The sequence below is a fragment of the Cupriavidus sp. UBA2010 genome, from assembly GCF_002335265.1.
In the GTDB taxonomy this organism is placed as follows: Bacteria; Pseudomonadota; Gammaproteobacteria; order Burkholderiales; family Burkholderiaceae; genus Cupriavidus; species Cupriavidus metallidurans.
The window spans coordinates 34,647-58,051 of the sequence record NZ_DDCI01000004.1 but is presented as its reverse complement, the minus strand read 5'-3'; the positions used below and the strand labels follow the sequence as shown (position 1 = coordinate 58,051).

Below are 23,405 nucleotides of genomic sequence, written 5' to 3'. Positions count from 1 at the left end.
ATTCGTTTTGCGGGGGCAAGCTCACAATGGTTGGACACGGTGCAGACGGCTGCCCCTCGACTGTTTTATCACTGGCAAGTAACCGAGCAACAGGTTGGATAACGGGAGCCGTATGACGCGAGAGTGTCACGTACGGTTCTGCGAGCGGCTACGGGGGCAGTTCCTGTGGCCGACTCACCACTTCGGCAGTGCGACCTGAAAGTCGCATGGGTTTCTGTTCCGCAGGTTAACGCCCGACGGAACCGATTGTTCCACCACTCGTTCCCTACCCAGACAGGCGCGGCCGGTAACAGCTGGGTCTGAAGCCCTGGGGACAATGTAACCGCCGATTTTCGGTAGGTCGAACCGTGAGGCCAGACTGAATCTGCCAGCATCAAGGCGGAGAGGTGCTAGGGATGAACGGGTACGGCTAACACACGTGAACCTCATATAAACGTCGTCAAAATAGCCAAGCCAAAGATGCTGACAGGCTTGAACCAAAAGGTAAGCGGACAGGCAGGGGGTCTTACCGATACCCCCTCGTGGATGTGGTGCCGCCGGCGAAATCGAGGAGCCCGACCCGTTCGGAAATCCATGTGGAACAGGGTAAGCCCGTAGCGCTGCCGGTTTCGGCAGGTGAGCTGTAAAGCAAGCTGTTGGTGCTGCGGGTAAAGGAATGTGGAAAAAGCGAAGGTCGCCCTGTAATGGGGCGAATACAGGTTGAAAGATCATCTGGCGCGAAAGCGAGCAGACTTCCACAAGGTCTTCCATGGCGAAACAACCTGATCAATCGTTGTACGGAGGAAAGCAGATGGTAGTGCTCACATCCCATGCACAAGCACCGGCGGGCACTGGTGCATCTTCGAACTTCGAGTCGGTCTGGCCCCTATCCTGGTGCCAAATCGAATCGCAAGTGAAACGACTCCAGGTACGTATCGCCAAGGCAACACGAGAAGGCAGATGGGGCAAGGTGCAAGCCTTGCAGCGGCTGCTGACTCGCTCGTACCGCGGCAAGATGTTGGCCGTTAAGCGAGTGACGGAGAATAGAGGCAAGAGAACACCGGGAGTTGATGGCAAGATCTGGTCAACCCCTGTGGCCAAATCGAAGGGAGTGAAAGCGTTACAGCATCGGGGCTATTGCCCTCAACCGCTGAGACGTATCTACATACCCAAAAGCAATGGCAAGAAGCGCCCGCTGGGAATTCCAACGATGCGGGATCGCGCAATGCAGGCACTGTGGAAACTGGCACTTGAGCCGGTTGCAGAAACGCGTGCGGATCCAAATTCGTATGGATTTCGGCCGCAGCGATCCACGGCCGATGCAATCGCACATTGCTTCAATGCACTGGCGAAACGCAGTTCGGCGCAATGGGTACTTGAGGGCGACATTCGAGGCTGTTTTGACAATATCAGCCACGATTGGCTGCTCGCCAACGTACCCATGGATAAAGCGGTTCTGCGTAAGTGGCTTCGAGCCGGGTATGTCGATCAGGGAGCCTTGTTCGCAACGGAGGCAGGAACCCCGCAAGGGGGAATCATCTCCCCGATACTTGCGAATTGGACGTTGGATGGGCTGGAACATGTTGTCCACACAAGCGTGGCTTCGACGAACCGAAAGCGACAGCCATTCAAGATACACGTCGTAAGATATGCCGATGACTTCATCATCACGGGAACTTCGAAGGCTATCCTGCAAAGTCAGGTTCGACCTGCAATTGAGGCATTCCTGAAAGAGCGAGGCTTGGAACTCTCTGATGAAAAGACTCACATCACGCATATCTCGCAAGGCTTCGATTTTCTGGGCCAGAACGTACGTAAGTACGCTGGCAAGCTACTCATCACTCCGGCTCGCAAGAGTGTGAAAGCGCTTCTGGATAAGGTCCGGGAAATCACAAACGGAAACAAGGCGGCGATGCAAGCAAACCTGATTCAGGTCCTGAACCCGGTAATCCGGGGGTGGGCCATGTATCATCGTCATGTTGTCGCTGCCAAGCGTTTCGCGTGGATCGACCATCAGATTTGGCGAGTGTTATGGCGCTGGGCTGTCCGCCGGCATGCCATGAAAAGTGCCCATTGGGTAAAACAACGATACTTTCGTGTAGTGGGTCAACGGCACTGGATTTTCGCCAGCAAGGAAAAAGTACGTGGCATGAGTCAACCCGCTTGGCTTTTTGCCGCAGCCAGTGTTTCGATTGTTCGGCATATCAAAATATGCAGTGCAGCGAACCCGTTCGATCCGGCATGGACGTCTTACCTTGAGCGCCGAAGAGCGCATTGTCAGGTAGCCCGGTCTCACTCAGGCTGCTGGAAGGCTTGAGCCGTATGAGGGGTGACTCTCAAGTACGGTTCTTAGGGGAGGCAGGAGTGGTAACACTCCTGCTTTACCCGACTGAAGGCGCACATCGGTGTCGATGATGAGTCGGGCTTGGTGCACAGCGTGGTGGGCACGGCGGCCAACGTGGCCGATGTCACCCAGGTCGATAAGCTGCTGCACGGCGATGAGAACATGGTCGGTGCCGACGCGGGTTACACCGGCGTCGAGAAACGCCCTGAACATGAAGGCCGGGAGGTCATCTGGCAGATCGCCGCCCGCCGTAGTACTTACAAGAAGCTTGATAAGCGCAGTGCTTTGTACAAAGCCAAGCGCAAGATTGAGAAGGCCAAGGCTCAGGTACGAGCCAAGGTCGAGCATCCGTTCCGGGTGATCAAGCGCCAGTTCGGTTATGTGAAGGTGCGCTTCCGTGGTCTGGCGAAGAACACGGCGCAACTGGTGACGCTGTTCGCGCTGTCGAACCTGTGGATGGCGCGCCGACATTTACTGGCGAATGCAGGAGAGGTGCGCCTGTAATGTGGGAAATGGCTGCCGCGAGGTGCTCGCGGCGGCTAAAAACACAGAAATAGGCGGGTGATCTGAGCGTTTTTGATCGATTTGCCGCTTTTAAAATCGGCAGGGGCTGAAGTCAGCCAGAAATACACAACTACTTCAGACCATCCCTAGTAGTCGCCCTGGGCGCGGGCCTGGAGTCCGACGCGCCAGTCCTGGTCAAGCTGGTCGTCGGTGCCGAGTTGAGAGATGTCCTTTTCTACCGGTCGGGGACCATGCACCTCGGGGAGCATTTGAAAGTGTCCGTTCGAAGGCATACAATCGAGAGTCTACATGCAAGCTACAGCGCCGCCACGGTGACACCACGCCGGATGCGGTCAGCAGACCGGGAGGTGTTACTTGAAATGCACAACCGATATGCCCGCCAGTGTCATCACGACACTCACCTACCTGGTCAAGCACGATGCGAAGCCCTATGTGCATACCGAGGCTCTGACCGGCGACAGTGAACCGCATTACTTTGCCGAGCAGGAGGAGCGCGAGGTCACGATACACAGCGGTCGTCCGTTGGCAGACAGCCTTTCTCTGGACAAGCAGGGGTTCGAATTCCATCGGCGGGATACGGTGGTCGACGACCTCTACGACGATACCTCAGTGGAAAACGTCTACTATGAAGAGGTCAAGGCCTTGATCAAGGAGTTGACGGGCGCGAGCCGGGTCATCATCTTCGACCACACCAGGCGCAGCGACGCCGAGGGGCGGGATGTTCGCGGCCCAGCCAGCCGTGTGCATAATGACTACACAGAGCACTCGGGGCCTGAACGTATCCGCGACGCGCTGGGCATGGATCAGGCCGCCACACTGGCAGCGGTGCCGGTGGCCCAGATCAACCTCTGGCGCCCGATGAGCGGGCCCGTTAAGCGCTCGCCGCTGGCCGTGCTGGACGCCTCGACGCTCGACCCCAATGACCTGCTGGCCACCGACCTGGTCTATCCGGATCGTATCGGTGAGATCTACCACCTGGCCTACAATCCGCACCAGCGCTGGTACTATTTTCCGGACATGCTCCGTGACGAAGTCTTGCTGATCAAGGGGTATGACTCGCGTCACGACGGCCGAGCCCGCTTCACGCCCCATACCGCCTTCCGGGACCCAAATACGCCGCCGGGAGCCCCACCGCGCGAGAGTATCGAAGTTCGCACCCTGGCCTTCTTTGATTAAGTTTTTGCCACCTGGCGGATAGCTGATCCACCCATGACTGCAGAGCCCTCGGCTACGGTGTGGGTGATGCCAAACCGATGTCGCTCTCTAGGGACACGCTGATCGATTACGGGTTCCGTTTGCCTTCATCGAAGAACAACCGGCCATTGAACTTTGACGAGTTCGAGAAGGTCAAGCCTCAGACCATCTTTGTTTCCGCTACTCCGGGCGACTACGAGCTGAGGGTGTCGAAAGGCAGGGTTGTCGAACAGGTTATCAGGCCAACGGGACTGCTTGACCCCAAGGTTGAAGTGCGGAAAGCGGATGGATACATAGATGACCTGCTTGCCGAAATATCGAAGTGCGTGAAGAGAAAGAATCGAGTGCTTGTGACTACGCTGACGAAGGTCAGTGCAGAAGAGCTAACGGATTTCTTGACGGACAACGGGATTCGAGCGCGCTACATGCATTCGGACATAAAAGCGGAGGATCGTGTTGAGATCATCAATGGCCTGCGCGCAGGAGAGTTCGATGTTTTGATTGGGATTAGTCTTTTGCGCGAAGGGCTGGATATTCCAGAGGCATCATTGGTTGCCATTCTCGATGCAGACCGTGCAGGGTTCTTGCGTTCGGCCCATGCGCTCATTCAGATGATCGGTCGAGTCGCTCGGAATGAAAACGGCAAGGCGATCTTGTACGCCGACGCGGTGACGCCGGCGATGAAGCAGGCGATCGATGAGACCAATAGGCGCAGGCAGCTTCAAATTGCCTTTAACGAGGAAAATGGGATTTCTCCAGCCTCGTCTGTGCGAAAACTAGCAGGGGAAGAGACGAATACGGAGGAGCCCACCGTTCATTCCGAGGCTTTCTGCGAGAACTTGTCCGACCTTTGCGATCAGATCACTGCCAAGGAACAGCAGCTACTCGAATTTACCGATACCGGTGACGAGCAGCGCGTCGAAGACATTCGTCGTCAGTTGGATGGGTTGTACCGGCAATTCATTTACATCTAATCGTTCGCCGGCATTGGGTTGCATGGCCGACCGATCTGCATCTGGGGCAAGCGGGCAGACGGTCGGCTCATCATTCAACCGGAGGGGTGAGCCGCCGAGGCTCAGTGCCCCGCTTTCCAAGATGTGTGCCCTACAGCGTCTTGCGAGGAGTCAGGGCAAAGCTGGCAACGATCCCACGGCGAGCAGCATTTCATCAAATACCGCTCGAACCCGTCCTGGAATGGGGCCACGCTGAGGCCGATAGACGTACAACCCCCATGCCGGAGGTTCTTCGTTCTCCAGCACTCGCACCAGCTTCCCGTTGGCAATGTAGGGGGCAGCCATGTAGTCCGCCAGTTGCGCGAAGGCGATTCCGGCCAACGCTGCCCCCATTTCGATGTCGGCATTGTCAGCGACGAGAGTGGGTGCGGTAGGTGTCCACTGGCGTCCCGCCTTGAAGTGCCAAGGCTAGGGGCGGCCGGTATTGATATCCAAGGCCACGGTAACTGGCAGGCTGCTTAGCGCATCGATGTTTGCAGGTACGCCCACTTTCTTGATCAGGCGCGGAGCGGCAACGATGGGGAGTCTCATGTCGGCGGCCTTGCGTGCGACGAAGCGGCTATCGCGCATGAATCCGACCCTGATCCCGACGTCAATCCCTTCGTCAACCGTATTGCTGATGCGATCGGACAGGCGCACATCCAGCGTGATGCCGGGATGACGCGCGGCCACGCGCTCCAGTGCCGGTAGCACCGCTCTGGTGCCCAAGCTGTGCGGTGCGGTGATGCGAACCGTGCCGGACAGAGAGGCCTGCTGGTCGGAGCTAGGCGTTCGCCACAGATCCTCGAACCGCTCCAATGCGGGGCGCACTTGGTCTAGCAGCCCTTCGCCGAAGGCGGTGATGCGCACCTGGCGCGTGCTTCGATGAAACAACACCTCGCCGTAGTGTTGCTCCAGTTGCTGGATGGCACGGGTTACACCTTGCGGAGAAGTCCCCAGCCGGACGGCCGCATCGCCAAAACTGCTGCTTTCGGCCGCCACCCGAAAGATGCGCAGTAGTTCCATTTCTTTGTTCATGACGCACGCCTCATGGCCGGTTTCGCTGCTCGTTAATTGTTCCAGATTGTGGAATTATAAAATCGCAACAATTCCATATACAAGGAGAGCGCGGTTGCCCAGACTGACAACACCCCGGAATGCTCCGCTCCGAACAACCCAACAAGGAACGCGAATGAACGCTGCGACTCTCATCACTGCCTACTACGACGCCTTCAACCGCGGCGACCGCGAGGCCATGCTGTCAATGTTGACCGATGACGTCGCGCACGACTTGAACCAGGGCGCTCGTGAGGTCGGTCGCGAAGCCTTCCGCGCCTTCCTGCAGCGCATGGACCGCTGCTATGGCGAGCAACTGCGCGGGATCGTGGTGATGGTCAGCGCCGACGGCCTGCGTGCAGGCGCGGAGTACGTGGTGCATGGCGAATACAAGGTGACGGACGACGGGCTGCCGGAAGCCCAGGGCCAGCGCTACGTGCTGCCGGGCGGCGCGTTCTTCGAGATCCGCGATGGCAAGATCGCTCGTGTCACCAACTACTACAACCTCGGCGACTGGATCGCACAGGTTGGAGGGGACGCCTGAAATGACCAGCGACGTGCAGGTGCTGGTTCGTCGTGGCCCGGACATTGCCGAATGGTTCGATGCCGTGGCAGGCCTGCGGGCGAGCGTCTTCCGCAGCTTTCCTTACCTGTACGAGGGCGACACCGAATACGAGAAGCACTACCTCGCCATGTACGCCCGTTCGGCAGACAGCCTGCTGGTACTCGCGCTCGCTGATGATGTGGTCGTGGGTGCGTCCACGGGGTTGCCGCTCGGCGATGCGGAGCCGGCCTTCCATGTGCCGTTCGCCGATCGAGGAATCCCGGTGGAGGCAGTGTTTTACTGTGGCGAATCAGTCCTGCTCCCGGCCTTCCGGGGCCTTGGCCTGGGCCATCGCTTCTTTGACGAGCGCGAAGCGCATGCCCGTTCGTTGGGCGGCATGCAGTGGGCATCGTTCGCGTCGGTGGATCGTGCAGACGACGATCTCCGGCGTCCTTCCAACTACCGCAGTAATGACCCCTTCTGGACCCGTCGCGGCTACGTGCGGCAGTCGGACATGAAGGTTACGCTGCCCTGGAAGCAGGTGGGTGAGCCGAGCGAAACCGAGCAGACGCTCACGATGTGGCTGCACTCCCTGGAGAACGCGAAATGAAAGTAGCAGTTGCGAAATACTCAGTGGGTCAGCCCGCGGGCTTCGAGGCATTTGCTGCGCGGCAGCGGCTGGTTCTGGAGGAGGCGCGCCGTGGCGGGGCGGAACTGGCCGTGTTGCCCGAGTATCTATCCCTCGAACTGGCTGCAACGTTCGAGCCTGGCATCCGCCATGATTTCAACGCCTCTCTGGCCGCGCTGCAGGCCTTGCAGCCTGCGTGGCTGGCACTGTATGCCGACCTGTCGCGCGAGTTGTGCATGACCATTCAGGCCGGTACGTTTTTGACCCAGGTTGGATTGGACCGCTACCGCAACCGGGCTTGGTGGTTTGCGCCTGACGGCACACGCGACTACCAAGACAAATTGCAGTTGACGGGGTTCGAGAAAGACGCCGGCGTCATCGAGGGTGGCGACGAACTGAAGGTGTTCGATTTGAAAGGCGTGCGTGCCGGCATCGCTGTTTGCTATGACAGTGAGTTTCCATTGCCCGTGCGAGCCCAGCGAGAGGCGGGAGTGCGCCTGCTGCTGGTCCCGAGCTGTACCGACACCCAAGCAGGTGCAACCCGGGTCCGTGTGGGCTGCATGGCGCGGGCACTGGAGAACCGAATGTTCATCGCGCAGGCCGTGACGACCGGAGCTGCTGACTGGAGCCCGGCGCTGGACACGAATACTGGCGAGGCCACGATCTATGCACCCATGGATCGCGGATTCCCGGAGGATGGCATTCTCGCGACGACTTGCGGCACGCAGACATGGGCGATTGCTGATCTGGACGTTGAAGCCCTCGAACGAAACCAGGAACAGGCCCAGGTTGCGGTCGATCGTGACTGGGACGGCCAGATGTTGCCTGCACTGAGGAAGGCTCGGTACTCGGGTCGTCAGGTCGCCTAGCCGGTCTCATCTTGATAGCTTCAGCTCGATGAGTTGGCTTAGATAGGCCATATCTATCTGCGCATAGATTTTTCCAGTTTGACCGGTTTTGAACTTGCCCCGATGCTGTCGATACATGCAAGAAATATTCATTGATTTGAATGTTTTGCGCTTCTTGGGAACAAATCTGTACTAGCCTGTAATAGTGCTCGAAGAGCACAGAATTTGTGGCGAAGTTCGGCCGCATATACTATGGTGGAGTATTGTATAATGCGGCGGTGTACCCAAGTAGAGAGGTGTTCGATGCCACACAGCCCGGAAGAAAAGAAGCAAGCCCTGACGCGCATCCGGCGCATCAAAGGTCAGGTAGCGACTCTTGAGCAAGCGCTCGATGCAGGTGCGGAATGCCCTGCAATTCTTCAGCAGCTTGCGGCCGTTCGTGGGGCAGTCAACGGATTGATGGCAACCGTTCTGGAGAGCTATCTGCGGGAAGAGTTTCCCAGTAGCGAAATCAGGAGCGATTCGCAGAACAAGTCCATTGACGAGACCATCTCTATCGTCCGCTCCTATCTGCGGTAGAGGCACCAGGGTGCCCTCGGTGAGGGCAAATTTAGTTAGCTAGTAAAGGAAGCGACATCATGAAATCACGTGCAGCAGTTGCCTTCGGGCCAGGAAAGCCGCTGGAAATCGTCGAGATCGACGTCGAGCCGCCGCGCAAGGGCGAGGTGCTCATCAAGATCACGAACACCGGCGTTTGCCATACCGACGCCTTCACCCTGTCGGGCGACGACCCCGAAGGTCTCTTCCCGGTCGTGCTGGGTCATGAAGGTGCGGGTATCGTCGTGGAGGTGGGTGAAGGTGTGACCAGCGTGAAGCCTGGCGATCACGTCATTCCCCTCTATACCGCCGAGTGCGGCGAGTGCCTGTTCTGCAAGTCCGGCAAGACCAACCTGTGTGTCGCGGTGCGCGCCACCCAGGGCAAGGGCGTGATGCCCGATGGCACCACCCGCTTCAGCTACAACGGCCAGCCGATCTACCACTACATGGGCTGCTCGACCTTCAGCGAATACACGGTGGTGGCCGAAGTCTCGCTGGCCAAGATCAACCCGGACGCCAATCCCGAGCATGTCTGCCTGCTGGGTTGCGGTGTGACCACCGGCATCGGCGCTGTTCACAACACGGCCAAGGTTCAGCCGGGTGACTCTGTGGCCATCTTCGGCCTCGGCGGCATCGGGCTCGCTGCGATTCAGGGGGCACGCCAGGCCAAGGCAGGTCGCATCATCGCCATCGACACCAATCCAGCGAAGTTCGAGCTGGCTCGTACCTTCGGCGCGACCGAATGCCTCAACCCGAAGGACTTCGACAAGCCGATTCACGAGGTTCTCATCGAGATGACCGGTTGGGGTGTCGATCACACCTTCGAGTGCATCGGCAACGTCAACGTGATGCGCTCGGCACTAGAAGCAGCACATCGTGGCTGGGGCCAGTCGATCGTCATCGGCGTGGCTGGTGCAGGCAAGGAAATTTCGACGCGCCCGTTCCAGTTGATCACCGGTCGCACCTGGAAGGGCTCGGCTTTCGGCGGGGTCAAGGGCCGCACTCAACTTCCCGGCATGGTGGAGGACGCAATGAAAGGCGAGATCGATCTCGCCCCGTTCGTCACCCACACCATGGGCCTCGACGACATCAACAAGGCCTTCGACCTGATGCATGAAGGCAAGTCGATTCGCACGGTGATCCACTACTGACCGCCCACTACCCATTCAACACCAACCACCAAGGAAATTAATCATGTCCACTCCTGTCATTTCTGGCGATGGCATCTTTTCGCACATTTTTATCGGCGCTGCCGACCTTCAGAAGTCGGTCGCGTTCTACGACGCCGCTCTGGGTGCTCTTGGCATCAAGAACCTCGGTCCTTTCAACAACGGATGGGTACTTTTCGGTCGCGAAAAGCCGGCTTTCATCATCGCCCGTCCGGGCAATGGTGAAGCGCCCTCCAGCAACGGCGTGACGATCGGCTTTGCGGCCGCCACTCCCGCCGAAGTGGATGCCTTCCATGCTGCCGGCCTTGCCGCAGGCGGCACCGACGAGGGCCAGCCTGGCGCACGTGGTCACCTGCCGGGTGCCTATGCGGCCTACCTGCGTGATCCGGCGGGCAACAAGGTCTGCTCGTACACCTTCGTCTGAAAGCAAGGAAGCTGAGGGCGTTCTGAAAGGGCCAGCACAAGCCTCTATACGGCGAGCCTATTAGACGGACCGTGTAGAGCGGTGCCTGCTCATGAAGATCGGCCCGCAGCCATGTGCGAAACGCATGGCTGCGGGCATTTGCTTTGAAGCGTGTTTTTCAACCAATGAGAAATGAGGTCGTTATGCAAGAGCCGGCCAACATCAATGCGACGACCGTACAACCCGCCCCGACCGCCACCGTGTACGGCATGCCGGCCTATGCCGATCGTGCTGCGGCCGTGGGTGAAGTGCATGCGCGCCCGCATCTGTTGATTCAGGCCCCCCGCGGCATATTGCAGCTCGCTTTCATGACCGAAGGCGATCAGGCCAGGGATCAGATGGCGATGAGTGAGTTGTCTCATCGCTTCGGCGTTGCCGAGCCCGACCACGCTACGCCGCTTCACGGCATGACATGGGATGAGGGAGACCTGCACTGTGAAAAGCACACCGAGTTCTCAACGTATCTCTGGTGCGCTTCGCTGGATTCCGAGACGGGAGAGCCGTGCGGCGAAAATCCGTTCAAGCATGGATTTGTTCCTCCCGGCCCGGTCGTATCCGGCATCCGTTTGAGACTTCTTCCATGGACGCCGGAAACGGAGAAGGAGGCCGATCGCTTCGATCCTGCCAGCCTGTGCTACTCGCTGGTGGAGAACGGCTCTGCCGCCATCCTCACCGACTTCCGACAGGATGAGGATGGCCTGACGCAGATCCTCGTCCTTGCCCGCGATTTGACCCCGGCGCGGGCGGGTGCGCTGGCTCAACGTCTGCTGGAGATCGAGACCTACCGTACCTTGGCGTTGCTGTCCTTGCCGTTGACGCGGTCGATGACGTCGGAGCTGCGGCGCATGGAGTCGCGCCTTGCGGCGATCACCGACGAGATGTGTACGAGCTTGGTGGAACGGCGCGACAGCGACGTGCTGCTGTCCGAATTGACCGGCCTGGCTGCCGAACTGGAAGCTGGCGTTGCGGCGAATCTCTATCGCTTCGGCGCCAGTCGTGCCTACTACGAGATCGTCGAGGAAAGGCTGGCAGCGCTTTCGGAAGAGGCCGTATCCGGGTACTGCACCTGGGCGGATTTCCTGCAGCGTCGCATCGCTCCCGCCATGCGGACATGCCAATCCGTAAAGGAGCGCCAGACCAAGCTCTCCGACAAGCTGACCCGGGCCATCGCGTTGCTGCGTTCCTGGATCGACGTCGAGCTTGAACGCCAGAACCGCGATCTGCTTGCGTCGATGAACAACCGGGCCAAGATGCAATTGCGCCTTCAGCAAACCGTCGAAGGCCTGTCGGTCGCGGCAATTTCTTATTACGTCGTGAGTCTTCTCGGCTATTTGCTCAAGGGCATTCCGATGGTTCACGACAGCGTGGCGCCGGTGATGGCGGTTCTGGTGCCTGCGGTGATGCTGACGATCTGGTGGATCGTGCGCAGGATCAGACACGCCCACGGCGACACGGCAGCGGAAGAGAAATCTTCCTGACGAGCTGCCGTCCTGGCGCGCGAGAGCTGCGCCGTTCCTTTGAACATAGGAGAACTACATGGAACGCATCGAACATCACGCCAGCTTTGATGGTTGGCAGGACGTTTATCAGCATGAATCCACGACGCTCGGTTGCACGATGAAGGTCGGCGTCTATCTGCCTCCGCAGGCACAGCACGGCAAGGTGCCGGTGCTGTACTGGCTTTCAGGCCTCACCTGCACCGAGCAGAACTTCATCACCAAGGCCGCCGTCCAGCGCTACGCGGCCGAACATGGCATTGCCGTCGTCGCGCCCGATAGCAGTGCTCGCGGCGAAGGCGTTGCCGACGATCCTGCCTATGACCTCGGACAGGGGGCGGGTTTCTACGTCAACGCCACACAGGAACCCTGGGCTGCGAATCATCGGATGTACGACTACGTCGTGCAGGAATTGCCGGCGCTGATCGAGGCCCACTTTCCCGTGACAGCGGAGCGGAGCATCAGCGGCCATTCCATGGGAGGACACGGCGCTCTGGTCATCGCCCTGCGCAACCCGGGCCGTTATCGAAGCGTCTCGGCCTTCTCGCCCATCGTCGCCCCCACCCAGGTTCCCTGGGGGCACAAGGCCTTCGAGGCGTACCTGGGCAGCGATCGGGAAGTGTGGAAGCAGTACGACACCGTGGAGCTGATTCGCACCGTGCAGGAGCGTTTGCCGTTGCTGGTTGATCAGGGCTTGGGCGACGAGTTCCTGGAGAGCCAGCTTCAGCCCGACCTGCTGCGCAAAGCCTGCGACGAGACGGGGCACCCGCTCACGTTGAATCTGCGCCCAGGCTACGACCACAGCTACTACTTCATTGCCAGCTTCATTGGCGAGCATATGGCACACCACGCATCGGCGCTGAAACGCTGAGAGAGGAGATCAGGTCATGACAAAGACCTCCAAAAACCGACATCACGTCGTCATTATCGGAGCGGGCTTCGGCGGGATCGAGGTTGCCAACCAGCTTGCTGGTGTCGAGGTCGATGTGACGATCATCGATCGGCGCAATCATCACCTGTTCCAACCCTTGCTTTACCAGGTCGCAGGTGCGTCACTTTCGACATCCGAGATCGCCTGGCCTATTCGCTATCTCTTCCGAAATCGCCCGGAAGTGAACACCTTGATGGCGGAAGTGGAAGGTATCGACCAGGACGCGCGTCAGGTCATTCTCAACAATGGAATGCGGCAAACCTACGACACGCTCGTGCTCGCGACAGGTGCTACCCATGCCTACTTCGGACACGACGAATGGGGGGCTTTCGCGCCGGGGTTGAAGACGCTGGAAGATGCCACGACCATTCGGGGCCGAATCCTCGCGGCTTTCGAGGAAGCTGAGCGCACGAGCGATCCTCAGCAGCGTGCCGCGCTGCAGACGTTCGTCATCATCGGTGGTGGTCCCACCGGGGTTGAATTGGCCGGAACCATCGCCGAGCTGGCACGAGACACGCTGGCGCGTGACTTCCGCTCGATCGACCCGAGCACATCGCGGGTTGTACTGATCGAGGCTGGCCCGCGTCTGTTGTCGGTCTTTCCAGAGGATCTTTCGGCCTATACGCGCCAGGCACTCGAAAAACTCGGGGTCGAGGTCGTGCTGGGTACTCCGGTCACCGAATGCTCGGCCGACGGCGTGGTGTATGGCGGCAAGCCCCTTTCGGCCAAGACCATCGTCTGGGCCGCCGGAGTCCAGGCGTCTCCCGCGGCTCGCTGGTTGGGCGCTGCGTCTGATCGTGCTGGTCGAGTGGTCGTTGGCCCTGACCTGACGGTGGCCGGTCGCCCGGAGGTCTTCGCCATCGGCGATACAGCCTCGTGCACCATGGCCGATGGGAAGCCCGTGCCGGGCATCGCCCCGGCCGCCAAACAGCAAGGGAAGTACGTCGCTAACCTGATTGGACGGCGTTTGAAGGGCAAGCCCGCTGACGGGCCTTTCAAATACCGGCATCAGGGGAACCTGGCCACCATCGGCCGCAGCCTGGCGGTGATTGACATGGGGCGGGTGAAGCTGCGTGGTGCCTTTGCGTGGTGGATCTGGAAGCTGGCGCACATCTACTTTCTGATCGGCACGCGAAATCGTCTCAGTGTCGCTTTGAGCTGGGTATGGAACCACAGCATCGGCTACCGCGGCTCTCGCATCATCATGCATGCGATTGCCGACAAAGAGCCCACGGCGTTGGATAAATCCGGCTCTCTGGATTGAGGTGCCCACCTTATCGGAACGTCAACTATCAGAAATGCCAGGGAGAGGAACTTGACCGATCTATTCACGACAAAGCCCAAGCCTCCCTTGGCCGAACTCCTGCGGCCCAAGACGCTGGACGAATTCGTCGGGCAACGGCACTTGCTCGGCCCCGGCAAGCCGCTGCGTCTCGCGTTCGAGGCGGGCAAGTTGCACTCGTTCATCCTCTGGGGGCCGCCAGGCGTGGGCAAGACCACCCTAGGGCGCCTGGCCGCCAGTGCGACCGACAGCCGATTCATCGCCATCTCGGCCGTGCTGGCCGGGGTGAAGGACATCCGGCAAGCCATCGACGAGGCCCAGGCCGAACTGGACAACCATGGTCGATCGACGGTGCTTTTCGTCGATGAGATCCATCGCTTCAACAAGGCGCAGCAGGATGCCCTGCTGCCCCATGTCGAGTCGGGGCTCCTGACCCTGGTGGGGGGGACGACCGAGCATCCGGGGTTGGCGGTCAATTCCGCACTGCTCTCGCGCGCGCAGGTCTATACCCTCGAACCGCTGTCCAGCGACGAACTGAACCAACTCTACGAACGCGCACTGCCGCATCTCCAGGGCGTCACGTTGGACGCGGACGCGCTGGATCTGCTCAAGGGCTTTGCCGATGGCGATGGCAGGCGCTTCCTCAATCTGCTTGAGCAGGTGACGAATGCGGCGTCGGGCGCTGGCAAGACCGTGGTCGATGGCCAGTCCGCCAAGCTGTCCACCAGTCCATCGCTGCGCAGGTTCGACAAGGGCGGTGACGAGTTCTACTGGCAGCTCTCAGCCTTCCACAAGTCGCTACGGGGCTCCGACCCTGATGCGGCCCTGTATTGGCTGGCCCGCATCCTTGACGGTAGCGGCGACGTCAGCCAGGTGACCCGCCGCATGGTGGTAGTGGCCAGCGAAGACATCGGCAATGCCGACCCGCAGGCGCTGCAACTGGCGCTCAATGCCGCGCTGGCTTATGAGAGGCTGGGTTCCCCCGAAGGCGAAATACCGATTGCCCACGCGGCGACCTACCTTGCTGCCGCCCCCAAGTCGAACGCTGCCTATGCCGCCTGGAACAAGGCGAAGACCTTCGTCAAGAACAGCGGCTCCCTGCCTGTGCCTCTCCATCTTCGCAATGCGCCGACGAAGCTGATGCAGCAGATGGGGTATCACGAAGGCTACCGCTACGCTCCTGACGAGCCCAACGGCTACGCCGCTGGGCAAAGCTACTTTCCCGAGGGCGTGGCGCGGCCGGGCTGGTATCAGCCAACGGACAGAGGTGTTGAGCGCAGGCTGGGAGAATGGCTTACTTGGCTGCGCTCGCTGGATGATGGGACGCTGCCAGAGGCGGACGCCTGACCGGTCGCCTCCGAAACCTGCCCATCGTGATCTCACAAACTACAGGATAAGCACATGCCAGCCTCTTCTTTTGGTGAGTCCTCGGCGCATATCAGACGGAGACGCGTTGCCCACTATCTACGCACGGAGTCTGGCGCTGCGGTGCTGCTGGTGATCGTCACGGTTGTGGCGCTCGTGTGGGCGAACTCGCCGCTATCTAACGCCTATTTCGAGTTGTGGCACCTAGACGTCGGGTTCAACTTCGGGCCACTGCGCCTACACATGGATCTGCATCACTGGGTCAACGACGGCCTGATGGTCGTCTTCTTCTTCCTGATCGGACTGGAGGTGCGTCAGGAGTTCGCCCACGGATCGCTCCGTGACCGCAGCCGTGCCCGCCTCGCCCTGATCGCGGGGGTCACGGGAGTCGTGCTTCCCGCGCTGGTGTATGTCCTGATCGTGAAACTAGCCGGAAGTGAGGGCCTGCACGGGTGGGGTGCGGTGGTCGGCACCGATACGGCGTTCATGCTGGGCACCTTGGCGATCGTCGGCCCGCGGCTATCGGGTCAGTTGCGCGTGTTCCTGCTCACCCTGACCGTGGTCGATGACTTCCTCGCAGTGTCCATCATCGGCATCGTCTATAGCGAGGAGATCCGGATCGTCCCGTTGCTTATCGCCCTCGCCAGCCTCGTTGGATTGTGGTTGTTGGGGCGCACCCGCCAGTGGCGGGCGACGCCGTATGTGTTGATCGTGATCGTGCTGTGGTTCGCAACCGTGTATTCCGGCATCCATGCCTCCCTCGCCGGGATGGCCGCGGGGCTGCTGATCCCCGCCTATGCGACGCAACGTCACGGGGTCGTTGCGGCAAGACAGTTGTTCCGTGACTTCTGGCAGTCGCCGAGTGCCGCATCGGCCCGCGCGGTGGACTGCGGGCTGTCCCGGGGTATCTCGGTGAACGAGCGATTGCACGAGTTCCTGCGGCTGCCGACGGCGCTGCTGATCGTGCCGATCTTCGCCTTGGCGAACGCCGGGGTGGACGTGCGTGGCGGGCTGCTCGCCGAGGCCTTTGGCTCGCCAGTCACGTGGGGCGTCATCGCAGGGCTCGTGCTCGGCAAGCTCTTGGGCATCGGGCTCACCACGCTCGTCGCCGTCCGTCTCGGCCTGGGCCGGCTGCCCGAGGGCGTCGGGGTGGGGAGCGTGTTCGGTGGGGCGGCGCTGTCCGGGATCGGCTTCACCGTGTCGCTGCTGATCATCGGGCTCGCGTTCGGCACGACCTCCGACCTGGGCCGCCAGGCGACGGTCGGCGTGCTCGTGTCGATGGTGTTCGCCACGTTGCTCGGGTGGCTGATCTTCAAGGTCGCCGCCCAGCGGTGGGGTGAGAAGACCGCTGACCTGCCGATGGTGCTTGAGCCGCCGGTCGATCCGGAGATCGATCACATCCGCGGGCCGGAGGACGCCCAGCTCACACTCGTCGAGTACGTGGACTTCGAGTGCGCGTACTGTGCGCACGCCACCGGTTCGTGGGACGATCTTCGCGCCCACTTCGGTGACGACCTGCGGTATGTGGTGCGCCATCTGCCGCACCACCCGCACGGGCCGATTGCCGCGCGGGCGTCCGAGGCAGCGGCGAACCAGGGGATGTTCTGGCCGTGGCTGGACTTCGTGTTCACCCGTCAGCATGCGCTGGAGCGCGAGCATCTGATCGGCTACGCCGCCGAGCTTGGGCTCGACGTCGAACGGTTCATCGCGGATCTCGACAGCCCTGCGGTGATCGAGCGTGTCGAGCGCGACCTCGCCAGTGCGGTCGCCAGCGGTGCGCACGCCACGCCGACGTTCTTCGTCGAGGGTCGTCGTCTGCGCGGCAGCTACGACGCCCGCACTGTCACCGCAGTGCTCGAAGCCAGCCGCCGCGGCACCCGAACTCAGGAAGTCCCGTCCTGAGCGGGACGAACTACAGGATAAAAACTTGCCAAACAATTCTTTCGGTGAATCCTCTTGTACCGCTGCGGCCAGCGGCATGGTGGAAGTGCGCGGTGCGCGCGAGAACAACCTCAAGGAGGTGGACGTCTCCATCCCGCGTAACGCGCTGGTGGTGTTCTCGGGTGTCTCCGGCTCCGGCAAGTCCTCGCTGGCCTTCGGCACCATCTATGCCGAGGCCCAGCGACGCTACTTCGAGTCGGTGGCCCCCTATGCGCGGCGACTGATCGAGCAGGCCGGCGTGCCGGACGTCGATGCGATCGACGGCCTGCCGCCGGCGGTGGCGCTGCAGCAGCAGCGGGGCTCCAGCAACGCGCGTTCCTCCGTGGGCAGTGTGACCACCTTGTCCAGCCTGGTGCGGATGATGTATTCGCGCGCCGGCGCCTATCCGGCCAACCAGCCGATGCTGTACGCCGAGGATTTTTCGCCCAACACGCCGCAGGGAGCGTGCCCGACCTGCTACGGCCTGGGCCATGTGTACGAGGTGACCGAGGCCATCATGGTGCCCGATCCCTCCCTGAGCATCCGCGAGCGGGCGATCGCCTCCTGGCCCCCCGCCTGGCAAGGCCAGAACCTGCGCGACATCCTGGTCAGCATGGGCTACGACGTTGACCGACCGTGGAAGGACCTGCCGAAGAAGGATCGCGACTGGATTCTGTTCACCGAGGAAACACCGACGGTGCCGGTGTACGCCGGCTTCACGCCCGCCGAAACCCGCGCCGCGCTCAAGCGCAAGATGGAGCCGAGCTACATGGGCACCTTCACCGGCGCCAGGCGCTACGTGCTGCACACCTTTGCCAACACCCAGAGCGCGTTGATGAGAAAGCGCGTGTCCCGGTTCATGGAGGGCAAACCGTGCCCCACCTGCCACGGCAAGCGGCTCAAGCCCGAGGCGCTGTCGGTCACCTTCGCCGGCGTGGACATCGGCGCGTTCATGCAGATGCCGCTGGACCAGTTGGCGGCCTTGCTCGAACCCATCGCCCAGGGCGATTTCCGCGCCCATGCAGCGGGGGCGGCTACGGACAAGGAAGCGACCCGACGCGACCGTGCCGAACGCGCGGCCTCCGGCCGCGCCGTCCATGCGGTATCGCCCGACGTGCGCCGCACCTCGGCGCTATCGGAAGAAAAGCGCCTCGCCGCGCAGCGCCTGGCCGGTGGCGTGATGGCACGCCTGCGCCAACTGCGTGGGCTGGGCCTGGGCTACCTGACGCTGGACCGGGCCACGCCGACGCTTTCGGCCGGCGAGTTGCAGCGCCTGCGGCTGGCCACGCAATTGAGTTCCCTGCTGTTCGGTGTCGTGTACGTGCTCGACGAGCCCTCCGCGGGCCTGCACCCCTCCGATAGCCAGGCCCTGTACGACGCGCTCGACCGGCTGCGCGACGCCGGCAACTCGGTGTTCGTGGTGGAGCACGACTTGGACCTGATGCGCCGCGCGCAATGGCTGGTGGATGTCGGGCCGGATGCTGGGGAGCGTGGCGGCCGCGTGCTCTACAGCGGCGAGCCGGATGGCCTGCGCAAGATTGCCGAATCGCGTACTGCACGCTACCTGTTCGATGAGATCCCCGCGCCGGGAAGCCGGGCACGCGAAGCGACCGGCTGGCTGGAGCTGCAGGACATTCACCGCCACAACCTGCATGGCGTGAATGCGCGCATTCCGCTGGGCGTGCTGACGGCCGTCACCGGCATCTCCGGCTCGGGCAAGTCCAGCCTCGTCGCGCAGGCCCTGCCGGAGCTGGTGCTGCTGCACCTGGGCCACGAGCCGGAAGACGATGTAGCCGAAAGCGCCACCAGCGAAGGGCCGGCAGTGATCGAAGCGACCGGCGGCCATCTGGCGGGCGACGTGGACGCCGTACAGCGTCTGGTGCAGGTGGACCAGAAACCGATCGGGCGCACGCCGCGGTCGAACCTGGCCACCTACACGGGCCTGTTCGACCATGTGCGCAAGCTGTTCGCTGCCACGCCCGATGCTCGACGCCGCCGCTATGATGCCGGACGGTTCTCGTTCAACGTCGCCAAGGGGCGCTGCGAGACTTGCGAGGGCGAGGGTTTCGTTAGCGTGGAACTGCTGTTCATGCCCAGCGTGTACGCGCCGTGCCCGACCTGCCATGGCGCGCGCTACAACGAGGCCACGCTGAAGGTGCAGTGGAACGGGCGCAACATCGCCGAGGTGCTGCAGATGACCGTGGACGAGGCCAGCGAATTCTTCGCGGGTGAAGACGCGGTGGCAAGGCCCCTGCAACTGCTGCGCGACATCGGACTGGGCTATCTGCGCCTGGGACAACCAGCCACTGAGCTTTCCGGTGGCGAGGCGCAGCGCATCAAGCTGGCGACCGAGCTTCAGCGCAGCCAGCGCGGCCGAAGCCTGTACGTGCTCGACGAGCCGACTACCGGGCTGCATGCGTCGGACGCCGACCGGCTGCTGGTGCAGTTGCAGCGCCTGGTCGATGCCGGCAATACCGTAGTGATGATCGAACACGATATGCGCGCGGTGGCCCAGGCCGATTGGGTGATCGACGTGGGGCCTGGTGCAGGCGCTGCCGGCGGCAGCATCGTGGTGGCGGGCTCCCCTCAGCAGGTGGCCCGAACGTCTGGCAGCAGAACCGCTCCGTTCCTTGCACAGGAGTTGGCGCGGGCCGAGTAGCTCAGTTCGCCAAATGTTGCCAATTTTCGCGGGGCATTGATCGTCGCCACACGACGGTGGCGATCAATGCCCGAATCGCGTCATCCTTCCTGAGTCAGAGCAAGATAGGGATTGTTGGGCGGTATTTCGGCGAGTGCCAAGGACCCATCTTCGAGGAGGTAGCCATGCAGTCGGCGGGACTTCCTCGGGCCCGTGACTTCACAGGTCCAAATGTTCAGGCCATTGGGCTGCTTTCGATGTAGCTGCAGCTTCTCGAAGCGCTTCTGCACCCACTGCCAATCCTGTTGATTCTCCTGCTTGGCGAGTGCGGCCACTTCGGGATGCTCCTGCGCATAGCGTTGGAACACACCCGGGCTGACCAGGTAGGCCGTCTCATTCACCGTATGCACGAGTGCCTTCGCGTCGTTGATGATGAGCCGTCGTGAGGCGATTCCCTGCTTCAGCCAAACCATGAACTGTTCCCCGGATGGCTTCGTTGCCGATGACCCAGGCGTAGGCGCGGGTGCAGGTGCAGGCGATGGAATGGACGTCGCGGCTGTTGCTGGCGCGGGGGTGTGGAGGAACTCCTCGGCATCCTGGCCAACGCCGGCCGACTCACCCAAGCCCACCATCGCGAGCAAATCCTCCATGACGTCGGGCACGGGCTGGGCTGCGGGCGGTGAAACGATGGTGGTGCTGTCGCCCTCCCAAATCGGAGGCTCTTGACCTCCCTGCGCTGGGTTCACCGAGACGGTAGGCGCGGGAGCCGACATGCAGGCGTCGTTTTCCGCGGGCGTCGCGTCGATCTCTACCGTGCCCGCGAAAGGTGCTGGTCGCTCGCCAGACTCCCAGATCAGCGCGGGAGCGAGACGCAACAGGGTGAACGAATGGGACCAGCCGGTCGTGCTGGTCACGGTCGCGCGCCAGACCGCTTTGCCGTCCGAGGTGGGCTGGAGCATGCCGTGGTCTTGCAGCACGTTGAACACGGCGGTGTTGTTCGCAGGAATGCCATCGATCCCCTGAGACAGGAGGTGTGCGCGCAGTTTGTCCGAAACCGTCTTGCTCACCAGCCACAAACCATCCTCGGTGAGCCAGCCATCGGAGGCTTCCGGCTGGTTCAGCTTCAACTCTTCCTTGAGCAGATAACGCAGCCCGTCGAGCAGCTTGCGTTGCAGTGCGTGCTTGGGTGCTGCCATGACGCGGGCCGGATCACCACCCAGCTCCTGAGCCACAGAAGCGCGATCAGCCTGCACGACAAGCTCGCCCAGGACCCCGGCATGCTCGTACTGTCCGGCCAAGACGTAGAGCAGCGGGGCCCATAGCGCCGGGTAGCCACTGAGCCAGTCCAAGACGTGCCGATCGAGCAGTTGGCGGTAGAGCAGACCTGTTGCAGCACTATGCAAGCGGTATTCACGATCCTCACGATAGCGGAAGCGGTACGGCTGGAGCAGCGGCCCGTGCCAGGGATGCCAGGTGTTGCCGTCGGCGAGTTCGACGTGCAGATCGACAGCGATCTTGCCGATGTCGTGCAGTAGTGCCGCGTAGGCGACGGCGGCGGTCCAGGCCTCGGACTGCGCCGCCTGGTCCTCGGGGCTGGCACCGATGGGCAGCAGATGGGACTGGCGCAGCTTCAGGCTGTAGGCGACGATTTCCAGGCCGTGGTCGAGCATGCCGCCCGGGTAAGCGTGATGGTGGCTTTCGGAAGCGGGAAATTGCTGGACCAGCTCGGCATATCGTTCCAGCGGCGTGCGGTACAGGGTGACGAACTGCTTGCGCGAGAGGGAGGTGCGCTGCCAGATGTATTCCAGCAGCTTCTGCCGGCGCGGCGTGGCCAGCAGCGATGCGGCCGACTCGGGCCGCAGCAGCCCTTTCGGGAGATCGAGGGCGGGCGCTGGCGACGGAGCGGCAGCGACCGGAGGTCGTTTCCGCTGGAACAGAAAGAGCATGCGGGTGTCCTGGTGGTGGGCCGAGCGGGGGGCCTTTTCGCCTTTTCGAGGTAGGGCCTTTCCCCTTGCACCCCATTCCCTTGCCCTTTCGGCCCTTTAGCCTTTAACCATTTGGGTATAGGGCGTGGGGCATTGACCGTCCACGGCCAATGCGAGGTTCGGCGGGCCGGATTGATGCGTGAAGGCTTGGTGTTCCCGCCCTACGATGGGCCGATTCTTGGACTCGGGAGGACGCCATGAGACCCCATATTGACATGGTAAGGAATATTCCTTACCATCAGGGCATCGCTATTAGGAGAACGGCCATGCCTGCCATTCATGAAGTTGCCACGCTGACCTCCAAAGGCCAGATCACGCTGCCCAAGCCCATCCGGCAGGCGCTCGGTGTCGATGCCGGCGGCAAGGTTGCGTTCGACCTGCGTGACGGAGAAGTCGTCGTGACCCGTGCCGACGCCGAGCACGAGGACCCCGCCATCGGTGCGTTCCTGAGTCTGCTGGCCCGCGACATCGAGGCGGGCCGGAACGTCCATGGTCTGCCCGAGGATCTAACTCGCGCCATGCTGGAGCAAGCGGGTCACGGCGTGAAGCTGGACGAGGAAATCGACGGCGAAGTGGAACTCTGATGCAACGGCATGGCTGGGCATTGCTGTTCCACGACTGTGTGATCGAGCAGTTGCAGAAGCTGCACGCAGCCGCACGGCGCGCGCAGGAGAACGACCCGGAGGGCTTCGAGTCCAACGCCAACGTCAAGCTCTTCCGGGCCTTGAACCAGTTGATATTAGATGTGGTGCCCGGTGATCCGGCACGCGACGAGTACCGCCAGGGCAACACCCTGGGGCTGGCCCACCGGCACTGGCGAAGGGCCAAGATCGGAAGGCGGTTCCGGTTGTTCTTCCGGTACGACTCGAAGGCCAAGGTCATCGTGTACGCCTGGGTCAATGATGAGCAGACCTTGCGGTCTTCGGGGAGCAAGTCAGATCCCTATGCCGTGTTCGAGAAAATGCTCGGACGTGGAAATCCACCAGACGATTGGAACGTATTGGTGCAGGCAAGCAAGCAGGATTGGAGCAAACTGGAATAGGCATTCCTCATGTAGCAGGAGACGACCATGAACACGACAACCCGCATCAGCACCGCAGAACGCCTCGGCCGCAGCGTTGGCCGTGGATGGCGCGCCTATGCGCGCGGCGAGCGAAGGTTGTCGTGTTGGCTCGCCTCCAAGGGGATGCCGCTTGCCGGGGCCACCGTGCTCGTATGGGTAGTGAAGCTGGTCGCGCTGGGATTGCTGTTCTACGCCGCGTTCTGGCTGGCGTTGGTGCTTCTGGTTGGGGTTGCCGCAGCATGGACGGCCAGCAATTCGACGGTCAATGATGATCGCTGGACGCAACCGGACGAACTGCGAAACGGCGAGGCAGGCTTTGGCCTGTATTCGTCCAGCGGTCAGCGGATCGACCCGCACGACCCGAACGATCCGTTCAACGACTGAAA

The 23,405-nt window shown here is 61.6% G+C and carries 19 protein-coding genes and 3 pseudogenes; 19 read left to right on the top strand and 3 right to left on the bottom strand.

Features of this window, described 5'->3' with window-relative positions; all coding sequences use genetic code 11:
* The first annotated feature begins 748 nt into the window (after positions 1 to 748).
* Both ltrA and B2246_RS01395 read left to right on the top strand, forming a co-directional pair.
* Positions 749 to 2,296, top strand: a complete 1,548-nt coding sequence (ltrA, locus tag B2246_RS01400; protein ID WP_256588071.1) for a group II intron reverse transcriptase/maturase — start codon at positions 749 to 751, stop codon at positions 2,294 to 2,296.
* A 72-nt stretch (positions 2,297 to 2,368) separates the two neighbouring features.
* A pseudogene (locus tag B2246_RS01395) lies at positions 2,369 to 2,827 on the top strand (IS5-like element ISPre1 family transposase); the annotation flags it as partial.
* A gap of 146 nt (positions 2,828 to 2,973) precedes the next feature.
* Here B2246_RS01395 and B2246_RS01390 read toward each other — a convergent pair.
* Positions 2,974 to 3,096, bottom strand: coding sequence for a hypothetical protein (locus tag B2246_RS01390; protein WP_017513125.1), 123 nt, complete (start codon positions 3,094 to 3,096; stop codon positions 2,974 to 2,976).
* A 106-nt stretch (positions 3,097 to 3,202) separates the two neighbouring features.
* On the opposite strand from B2246_RS01390, the gene B2246_RS01385 reads away from it, so the two are divergent.
* Both B2246_RS01385 and B2246_RS01380 read left to right on the top strand, forming a co-directional pair.
* Entirely contained in the window at positions 3,203 to 4,024 is an 822-nt protein-coding gene (locus B2246_RS01385; RefSeq protein ID WP_024569584.1) for a CmcJ/NvfI family oxidoreductase, read from the top strand.
* Between the two features lie 89 nt (positions 4,025 to 4,113).
* Positions 4,114 to 5,016 (top strand): annotated as a pseudogene (locus B2246_RS01380) (helicase-related protein); the annotation flags it as partial.
* Positions 5,017 to 5,166: 150 nt separating this feature from the next.
* Here the strand turns inward: B2246_RS01380 and B2246_RS01375 are convergent.
* A pseudogene (locus tag B2246_RS01375) lies at positions 5,167 to 6,060 on the bottom strand (LysR family transcriptional regulator).
* Positions 6,061 to 6,226: 166 nt separating this feature from the next.
* Here B2246_RS01375 and B2246_RS01370 point away from each other — a divergent pair.
* From B2246_RS01370 to B2246_RS01315, 12 genes are all read left to right on the top strand, one after another.
* Positions 6,227 to 6,634 carry a ketosteroid isomerase-related protein gene (locus tag B2246_RS01370; RefSeq protein ID WP_017514126.1) on the top strand — a complete coding sequence of 136 codons (408 nt, stop codon included), beginning with the start codon at positions 6,227 to 6,229 and terminating at the stop codon, positions 6,632 to 6,634.
* A 1-nt stretch (position 6,635) separates the two neighbouring features.
* The gene (locus tag B2246_RS01365; protein WP_007182546.1) at positions 6,636 to 7,244 is read left to right on the top strand and encodes a GNAT family N-acetyltransferase; all 609 of its coding nucleotides are present in this window, start codon (positions 6,636 to 6,638) and stop codon (positions 7,242 to 7,244) included.
* Positions 7,241 to 8,131, top strand: coding sequence for a carbon-nitrogen hydrolase family protein (locus tag B2246_RS01360; protein ID WP_007182547.1), 891 nt, complete (start codon positions 7,241 to 7,243; stop codon positions 8,129 to 8,131). Before B2246_RS01365 ends, B2246_RS01360 begins: the two co-directional genes overlap by 4 nt.
* Before the next feature lie 282 nt (positions 8,132 to 8,413).
* Entirely contained in the window at positions 8,414 to 8,689 is a 276-nt protein-coding gene (gene frmR, locus B2246_RS01355) for a formaldehyde-responsive transcriptional repressor FrmR (RefSeq protein ID WP_007182548.1), read from the top strand.
* A gap of 59 nt (positions 8,690 to 8,748) precedes the next feature.
* On the top strand, positions 8,749 to 9,858 hold the full coding sequence (locus tag B2246_RS01350; RefSeq protein ID WP_007182549.1) for an S-(hydroxymethyl)glutathione dehydrogenase/class III alcohol dehydrogenase: 1,110 nt from the start codon (positions 8,749 to 8,751) through the stop codon (positions 9,856 to 9,858).
* A gap of 43 nt (positions 9,859 to 9,901) precedes the next feature.
* Complete coding sequence (locus tag B2246_RS01345) at positions 9,902 to 10,300, top strand: VOC family protein (protein WP_017514589.1); 399 nt, start codon at positions 9,902 to 9,904, stop codon at positions 10,298 to 10,300.
* A 182-nt stretch (positions 10,301 to 10,482) separates the two neighbouring features.
* On the top strand, positions 10,483 to 11,817 hold the full coding sequence (locus B2246_RS01340) for a DUF3422 family protein (protein ID WP_023106334.1): 1,335 nt from the start codon (positions 10,483 to 10,485) through the stop codon (positions 11,815 to 11,817).
* Between the two features lie 58 nt (positions 11,818 to 11,875).
* Positions 11,876 to 12,706, top strand: coding sequence for an S-formylglutathione hydrolase (gene fghA / locus B2246_RS01335; RefSeq protein WP_011871465.1), 831 nt, complete (start codon positions 11,876 to 11,878; stop codon positions 12,704 to 12,706).
* A 16-nt stretch (positions 12,707 to 12,722) separates the two neighbouring features.
* Positions 12,723 to 14,030 (top strand): NAD(P)/FAD-dependent oxidoreductase, encoded by a 1,308-nt coding sequence (locus tag B2246_RS01330; protein WP_011871464.1) that lies wholly within the window; start codon positions 12,723 to 12,725, stop codon positions 14,028 to 14,030.
* 51 nt (positions 14,031 to 14,081) lie between these two features.
* A complete protein-coding gene (locus tag B2246_RS01325; RefSeq protein ID WP_023106336.1) occupies positions 14,082 to 15,395 on the top strand; it encodes a replication-associated recombination protein A in 1,314 nt (437 codons plus the stop codon).
* Positions 15,396 to 15,449: 54 nt separating this feature from the next.
* Entirely contained in the window at positions 15,450 to 17,315 is a 1,866-nt protein-coding gene (nhaA, locus tag B2246_RS01320) for a Na+/H+ antiporter NhaA (RefSeq protein ID WP_011871462.1), read from the top strand.
* Positions 17,316 to 17,340: 25 nt separating this feature from the next.
* Positions 17,341 to 19,992 (top strand): excinuclease ABC subunit UvrA, encoded by a 2,652-nt coding sequence (locus B2246_RS01315; protein ID WP_020924950.1) that lies wholly within the window; start codon positions 17,341 to 17,343, stop codon positions 19,990 to 19,992.
* An 80-nt stretch (positions 19,993 to 20,072) separates the two neighbouring features.
* Here B2246_RS01315 and mobH read toward each other — a convergent pair whose 3' ends face one another.
* Positions 20,073 to 21,917, bottom strand: a complete 1,845-nt coding sequence (mobH, locus tag B2246_RS01310; protein ID WP_009876620.1) for a MobH family relaxase — start codon at positions 21,915 to 21,917, stop codon at positions 20,073 to 20,075.
* A gap of 305 nt (positions 21,918 to 22,222) precedes the next feature.
* Between mobH and B2246_RS01305 the strand changes: the two genes are divergently transcribed.
* From B2246_RS01305 to B2246_RS01295, 3 genes are read left to right on the top strand one after another with little or no spacing between them, the layout of a single operon-like run.
* A complete protein-coding gene (locus tag B2246_RS01305; protein ID WP_009876619.1) occupies positions 22,223 to 22,540 on the top strand; it encodes a type II toxin-antitoxin system PrlF family antitoxin in 318 nt (105 codons plus the stop codon).
* A complete protein-coding gene (locus B2246_RS01300; RefSeq protein WP_009876618.1) occupies positions 22,540 to 22,998 on the top strand; it encodes a type II toxin-antitoxin system YhaV family toxin in 459 nt (152 codons plus the stop codon). The genes B2246_RS01305 and B2246_RS01300 overlap by 1 nt, the downstream gene beginning before the upstream one ends.
* Positions 22,999 to 23,025: 27 nt before the next feature.
* Positions 23,026 to 23,403: a DUF3742 family protein gene (locus B2246_RS01295; protein ID WP_011871459.1), complete on the top strand. Its 378-nt coding sequence runs from the start codon at positions 23,026 to 23,028 to the stop codon at positions 23,401 to 23,403.
* The last annotated feature ends 2 nt before the right edge of the window (positions 23,404 to 23,405 follow it).